Below are 6,315 nucleotides of genomic sequence, written 5' to 3'. Positions count from 1 at the left end.
CGCGCCCTGTTGTAGGAGACCATCCTGTGGACGACCGCGGCGTTTTGGCGTCACCGCTCCGTAGGCTTATCGCGCACAGGGTGCGCTCCTACAGAGGTCGGTGAAGGGGAAGGGTGCGCTCTGTTGTAGGAGCCCACCCTGTGGGCGACCGCAGAGTCCCGGCGTCACCGCTCCGTAGGCTTGTCGCGCACTGGGTGCGCTCCTACAGAGGTCGGTGAAGGGGGAGGGCGTGTTCTGTTGTAGGAGTCCACCCAGTGGGCGACCGCGGAATGGCGGCGTCACCGCTCCGCAGGCTTGTCGCGCACCGGGTGCACCCTACAAAAACGAAGGAAGGCCAAACGGCGCTACAGCCTTGCCGATTCCCCGATATCCAGCGATCGCAACAACACGCCTGCCTGCGTGCGGTTGCGCACGCCGAGCTTCTCGAAGATGGCGGTGACGTGGGCTTTTACCGTGCGTTCCTGGATGGTGAGGCGATCTGCGATCTGCTTGTTGAGCAGGCCCTGGCCCAGCAGGGCGAGTACGCGGTATTGCTGCTCGGTGAGCCTTGCGAGGCGCGCCGCGAGGTCGACGTCGGCGGGGTCCGCCGGCAGGGCGGCGATGCTGCGGGCGAGGTCGGCGGGCAGCCAGGTGCCGCAGTCGAGCACGTTGCCGATCGCCTGGGCGATGTCATGCGGCGAGGCGCTCTTGGGGATGAATCCGGCCGCGCCGTGGTCAAGGGCGCGGCGTACCGTGCGCGGCTCATCGTGCGCGGACACAACCAGCACCGCCACGCCCGGATGCTGCCCGCGCAGCGTCGCCAGCCCCGACAAACCCTGGCTGCCTGGCATGTGCAGGTCGAGCAGCACCAGGTCGATGTCCGGATCGGCGGCCAGCGCCTCGAGCGCGCCGGCGAGGTCGGCGGCTTCGGTCACTTCGCAGTCGCCGACGCTTTCGTTGGCGGCTTGGCGCAGCGCAGCACGAAAGAGCGGGTGATCGTCGGCGATAAGCAGGCGTCTCATGGCCGCCGACGTTAGCGGGGTAAAAGGCCTGCGTCGAGATCAGAAAGTCACGCCGTCACCCGACGGCGACCGCCGCTGTGCTGGACTTTCGTACGATGGTAGGGGCGCAATCACTTGTTATGGTGGACGGCATGACCAATCGCCTTCCCCGATGGATGCTGCTGCTCGCGCCGATGCTGGCGTCGTGCGCGTCCGCGCCCATGACCAAGGAATCCGGCATGCACGCCCCCGATTTCGTTCGCGGCGAAGTACGCGTCACCGAGCATCGCGGCGACGATGATCTTCTGAGCGGAGGACTCGGACTGGCCGGCCTGGCGGGTGCGCCGGCGCCGTTCGCCACGCCGTTGAAGCCGACCGCGGCGGAATTGCGCCGTCGTGCCATCCAGACGAGTTGGAAGGGTATCGCCGATCTTGGCCCGCTTGGTGGTTTCGGCAAGCTCTATGGCGCCGTGCCCCATGTGCCAGGGCGCGAATACCAGGCCTTCGCCTGGATCCCGGGCGCGCAGTCGCCGCATCGCGTGTTGTTGCAGGCCCCGGACGATTTCGATCGCGCGCGCCGCTGCCTGGTGGTCACCGCGTCGTCGGGATCGCGCGGCGTGTATGGCGCCATCGCGCTCGCCGGTGCCTGGGGACTGCCGCGCGGCTGCGCCGTGGCCTATACCGACAAGGGCACCGGCGCCGGCTATTTCGATCCGGTCGACGACACCGGCGTCGCGCTCGACGGCGGGCGGGCCAAGCGCGGGACGACCACGCTGGAGTTCGAGCCGGCCTCCGGCCTGCGCCACGGCACCATCGCGGTGAAGCACGCCCATTCCGGCGACAACCCCGAAGCCGACTGGGGGCGCCATGTGCTGCAGGCGGCGCGCTTCGGGTTGGCCATGCTGGATCGCGCCTTCCCCGACCAGGCCCCGTTCACCGCGCAGAACACGCGCATCATCGCCACCGGCCTGTCGAATGGCGGCGGTGCCGTATTGCAGGCGGCCGGGCTGGACGACGATCGCATGCTGGCGGGCGTGGTCGCGCTGGAGCCGAATGTGCGCGTGCCCGAACAGGGGCGCGCCTTGTTCGATTACGCCACCGAGGCGTCGATATGGCTGCCGTGCGCACTCGCCGATGGCCGTTTCGACGACACGCCGCTGGCCCGCACATCCGGCGGCGAGGTGCCACCGGCCTGGGCGCAGCGTTGCCACCAGTTGCACGAACACGGCCTGGTGCCCGGGACGCGCGTCGCCGCGCAGGCCGCGGAGGCCCGTGAGCGCCTGCGTGCCGGCGGATGGACCGACGAGGCGATGGCCACGGCGGCTTCAACGACCGCCTTCGACCTGTGGCGTGCCGTGACCGCCGCCTATGCCTCGGCGTACATGCGTCGCGGACCGGACGACATGCCATGCGGTTTCCACTACGCGGCCATCGGCGCCAAAGGCGCGCCGGGCGTGGCCGACCCTGCCGTGAGGACGGGGTGGTGGGCCGATGCCTCGGGTATTCCGCCGGGCAACGGCGTTGGTTTGTTCGGCGGCACCGATCATTCGGCCGACGCCACGTTGCCCGGGGCCCGCTGCCTGCGCGCCTTGTGGGAGGACACCGATCCGGGCACCCAAGCCCTGCGCGACGGCGTGGCGGCGACGGCCGTGAAGCCCGCCCGTCCCAGCTTGCCCCTGTGGGTGGTGCACGGCGCTGCCGACGGCCTGTTGCCCACGGCGTTCACCTCCGAGCCTTATATCGACTGGCTGCGCGGCAAGGGTGGGCATCCGCTGTACTGGAAGGTGCCGTACGCGCAGCACTTCGACGCATTCCTCGCGCTGCCCGGGTTCGGCGACAAGCACGTGCCGCTGTTGCCGTACGGCTACGCGGCGCTGGATCGCCTGTGGGCACATCTCTATGAAGGCGCGCCCTGGCCCGCCGTGGTGCCTGCGCCGACACCGCAACCCCGCGGCAGTGGCGAGCTGACTGCTGCGGCGCTCGGCATGCCGGCGGCCTGGACGCTGGGCCCCAAATAAACCGTGGTCTGGCGCCATCGCCGGCGGTGACCTGCATATGACGCCGCCTGGGGTATCCTTGCGGCCCCGCAGGGTGCACTAGGGCAACACTGAATAAGTATCGCCCTAACTTGCGCGCTGCCTTTGTGAACCAAGGAATTCAGATGACCATCAACGTCACCATGACCACCAACCGCGGCCCCATCCATCTGCGTCTGCACGATGACAAGACCCCGGTGACGGTGGCCAGCTTCGTCAACCTGGCTCGCCGCGGCTACTACGATGGCCTGGCGTTCCACCGCGTGATCGCCGATTTCATGATCCAGGGCGGTTGCCCGGAAGGCAGCGGCCGTGGTGGCCCGGGCTACCGTTTCGAGGACGAGTTCGACGCCTCGCTGCGCCATGACAAGCCGGGCGTGCTGTCGATGGCCAACGCCGGTCCGCGCACCAATGGCAGCCAGTTCTTCATCACCCATGGCGCGACGCCTTGGCTGGACGGCAAGCACAGCGTGTTTGGCGAAGTGGTGGGTCCGGAAGACCAGGCCGTGGTCGACGCGATCCGCCAGGGCGACACCATCGAGAAGGTCACCGTGGAAGGCGACGTGGATGCGCTGCTCGCGGCCAAGGCCGATCGCGTGAAGGAATGGAACGCGGTGCTCGACCAGCGCTGAGCGCGTTCGTTTGCGTGACGTGAAGAAGCCGCCGTTTGCGAGAACGGCGGCTTTTTTCACGCATGCTGTCATGGTGCTGTGTCGATGGGAGGCCTAGAATCCCAAGGTTCCATGCAGCACTTGATGTGCGTCATCCATTCCCAAGGAGATGTGGTCATGTCATTCCTCAACGATCTGCTCGGTGGTGCCCAGGGCGGCCAGGCCGGTGGCTCTTCGCTCGTATCCATCGCGGGCCAGCTGATTGAAAAGGCGGGCGGTATCCAGGGCCTGGTGGCCATGCTGCAGCAGCATGGGCTGGGCGAGGCGGCGCAGTCCTGGGTGGGCACGGGCGCCAACCAGCCCGTGTCCGGCGACCAGCTGGGCCAGGCCTTGCAGAACGGCGGCCTGGGTTCCCTGCTGCAGGACGCGGCGGGCAAGCTCGGCGTCGACCAGAACCAGCTGCTCGGCCAGCTGTCGCAGGTGCTGCCGCACGCGGTGGACCACCTCACCCCGGACGGCCAGGTGCCGGCGCAGGGGCAGGGCGGCTTCGACCTGGGTTCGCTCGCTTCGCTGGCGGGCAAACTGTTCGGCGGCAGCGCCGCCTGAGGGCGAGTCTTTGGAAGACCCCGGCGGTGCGCGGGCACCGCCGGGACGAGCGTGTCACGTCGTGGCGCCGCGCCGGAACAGTGCGTGATAGATGACCAGCAGCACCACGGCGCCGCCGATCGAACCGAGGAAATGCACGAAGCCGGTCTCGCCCCACCAGCCCAGCTTTTCGCCGATATAGGTGGAAATGAATGAACCGGCGATACCGAGGATGGCGGTGATGATGAAACCCATCGCCTCCTTGCCAGGCGTCAGCGCCTTGGCAATCACACCTACGACCAGACCGACAATGATGACCCAGAGCCAGTGCATATTCGTATGTCCTTGGTGAGTGTTCGTAAGGTTTCCTGAGCGGTCCTGCCGGGCGGCCTCCAGCCTGCCCGTTGCCCTTTTTACCCGCCGTGCCGGCCAGGTCCAGTCGGCCGGGCCATCATGCGCCCGCCCGCGGGCGTACGCACGTGTCCGGTCAGCGGGGGGCGACCATGGGCTAAGGGGGATGGCGCGCCGCCGCATGCTAAAATCGCCGGGTTTGCTGTCTTCGTCCTCAAGAGCCTGTTCAATGTTTCCACATAGCACGCGTTGGGCACCGATAGCCCCCTGCGAGCGGTCCCTGACGCAGCGCCTGACTGGTGGTCAGGTCAAGTCGCGGGCCGCTCGCAGGGGGCTATCGGTGCCCAACCCTTCGGGCCGGGTCTGTTTGCCCACCATCCGGCGTCATCACTCAGTCGTGTATCGACATACACTCCTTCGTTCTTCCTTGGCTGGCGCGCAAACAGATCCCGGCGCGGGCCACGTGGAAACATTGAACAGGCTCTAAGAGGAAGTCATGCCCCAGCTCGCCCAGCGTGTCGGCCGCGCCAAACCCAGCGCGATCATGGTCATCGCCGAGAAGGCCAAGCAGCTCAAGGCCGCCGGCCGCGACATCATCAGCTTCTCCATCGGCGTACCGAACTTCCTTCCTGGCGAGCATGTGTATGCCGCCGCACGCGAAGCGCTTCAGCACGACTCCGGCCAGTACGGCAGCAACCGCGGCGCCGACGCGCTGCTCGATGCCTTCCTGGTACATATCGAAAAGCTGGGCTTCAAGGGCTATGGCCGCCTGAACCTGTCGATCGGCATCGGCGCCAAGCAGGTGCTGTACAACCTGGCCGAGGCATTGATGGACGAAGGCGACGAGATCGCCTTTGCCGCGCCGTACTGGACCACCTACCGCGATATCGCCGACATCGTGGGCGCCAAGGTCAACGTGATGCATTGCGGCCCGGACCAGAACTACAAGCTCGTGCCCGCGCAGCTCGACGCCGCGCTGGCGCGCAAGCCGAAAGTGTTCTTGTTCAACAACCCGTCCAACCCGACGGGCATGGTGTACACGCGCGATGAAATCGCCGCGCTGGCCGAGGTGCTGGTGAAGCATCCTGACACCTGGATCGTCACCGACGACATCTACAACTCGATGGTGTTCGATGGCATCGGCTACCACAACTTCGTGCACGTGAAGCCGGAGCTGAAGGATCGCCTGGTCTTCGTCGACTCGGTGTCCAAGACGTACGGCATGCCGGGCTGGCGCGTGGGACTCATCGCGGGCCCCGAGAACGTGGCCAAGGCGATCACCACGCTCAATTCCAACCACATCACCAGCGTGCCGGAAGTGATCACGGCCGCCGCGGTCGCCGCGTTCGGCGGCCCGCAGGACGTGCCCGCGGCGAAGTGCAAGGAATTCGCCGGCAAGCGCGACCTGGTGGTGAATGCGTTGCGCGCGATTCCCGGCGTGGTGTGCCCGACGCCGCAGGGCGCGTTCTACGCGTTTCCGGATATCTCCGTGGCGTTCGGCAAGAGCCACGACGGCGTGCGCATCGAGAGCGACGTGGACTTCTGCGCCGCCCTGCTGGAAGCCAAGGGCGTGGCCTGCGTGCCGGGCTCGGCCTTCGGCGAGCCGCGCGCCATGCGCATTTCCTATACCTGCCCGACCGCACAATTGCAGCCCGGGCTGGAACGTATCCAGGCGTTCTTTGCTGAACTGACCTGATGATTTTGGGGCCCGTGCCGTCTGGCGCGGGCCTTGTCTTTTGCAAGCACTAGCCA

6 protein-coding genes are annotated in these 6,315 nt (G+C 67.2%); 4 read left to right on the top strand and 2 right to left on the bottom strand.

Annotated features, from left to right (window positions below; translation table 11 throughout):
* Positions 1 to 344: 344 nt before the first annotated feature.
* The gene (locus JMF82_RS09180; RefSeq protein WP_201314224.1) at positions 345 to 1,001 is read right to left on the bottom strand and encodes a response regulator transcription factor; all 657 of its coding nucleotides are present in this window, start codon (positions 999 to 1,001) and stop codon (positions 345 to 347) included.
* Between the two features lie 131 nt (positions 1,002 to 1,132).
* Here JMF82_RS09180 and JMF82_RS09175 point away from each other — a divergent pair, with 131 nt between their 5' ends.
* From JMF82_RS09175 to JMF82_RS09165, 3 genes are all read left to right on the top strand, one after another.
* On the top strand, positions 1,133 to 2,998 hold the full coding sequence (locus JMF82_RS09175; protein ID WP_236585380.1) for a D-(-)-3-hydroxybutyrate oligomer hydrolase: 1,866 nt from the start codon (positions 1,133 to 1,135) through the stop codon (positions 2,996 to 2,998).
* A gap of 143 nt (positions 2,999 to 3,141) precedes the next feature.
* On the top strand, positions 3,142 to 3,648 hold the full coding sequence (locus JMF82_RS09170) for a peptidylprolyl isomerase (protein WP_201314223.1): 507 nt from the start codon (positions 3,142 to 3,144) through the stop codon (positions 3,646 to 3,648).
* Positions 3,649 to 3,804: 156 nt separating this feature from the next.
* Entirely contained in the window at positions 3,805 to 4,233 is a 429-nt protein-coding gene (locus tag JMF82_RS09165; protein WP_201314222.1) for a YidB family protein, read from the top strand.
* Between the two features lie 54 nt (positions 4,234 to 4,287).
* On the opposite strand, the gene JMF82_RS09160 is transcribed toward JMF82_RS09165, so the two are convergent.
* Complete coding sequence (locus tag JMF82_RS09160) at positions 4,288 to 4,545, bottom strand: GlsB/YeaQ/YmgE family stress response membrane protein (protein ID WP_201314221.1); 258 nt, start codon at positions 4,543 to 4,545, stop codon at positions 4,288 to 4,290.
* A 514-nt stretch (positions 4,546 to 5,059) separates the two neighbouring features.
* On the opposite strand from JMF82_RS09160, the gene JMF82_RS09155 reads away from it, so the two are divergent.
* Positions 5,060 to 6,259 (top strand): pyridoxal phosphate-dependent aminotransferase, encoded by a 1,200-nt coding sequence (locus JMF82_RS09155; RefSeq protein ID WP_201314220.1) that lies wholly within the window; start codon positions 5,060 to 5,062, stop codon positions 6,257 to 6,259.
* The last annotated feature ends 56 nt before the right edge of the window (positions 6,260 to 6,315 follow it).

This window comes from Dyella sp. EPa41 (assembly GCF_016586165.1).
In the GTDB taxonomy this organism is placed as follows: Bacteria; Pseudomonadota; Gammaproteobacteria; order Xanthomonadales; family Rhodanobacteraceae; genus Dyella.
Note: the sequence above shows the minus strand (reverse complement) of the source record. Positions and strands in the feature narration are given on the sequence as shown.

Bases quoted from the DNA above. Each gene is read 5' to 3' on its own strand.
- JMF82_RS09180 (WP_201314224.1), bottom strand. From the start codon at position 1,001: ATGAGACGCCTGCTTATCGCCGACGATCACCCGCTCTTTCGTGCTGCG.
- JMF82_RS09175 (WP_236585380.1), top strand. From the start codon at position 1,133: ATGACCAATCGCCTTCCCCGATGGATGCTGCTGCTCGCGCCGATGCTG.
- JMF82_RS09170 (WP_201314223.1), top strand. From the start codon at position 3,142: ATGACCATCAACGTCACCATGACCACCAACCGCGGCCCCATCCATCTG.
- JMF82_RS09165 (WP_201314222.1), top strand. From the start codon at position 3,805: ATGTCATTCCTCAACGATCTGCTCGGTGGTGCCCAGGGCGGCCAGGCC.
- JMF82_RS09160 (WP_201314221.1), bottom strand. From the start codon at position 4,545: ATGCACTGGCTCTGGGTCATCATTGTCGGTCTGGTCGTAGGTGTGATT.
- JMF82_RS09155 (WP_201314220.1), top strand. From the start codon at position 5,060: ATGCCCCAGCTCGCCCAGCGTGTCGGCCGCGCCAAACCCAGCGCGATC.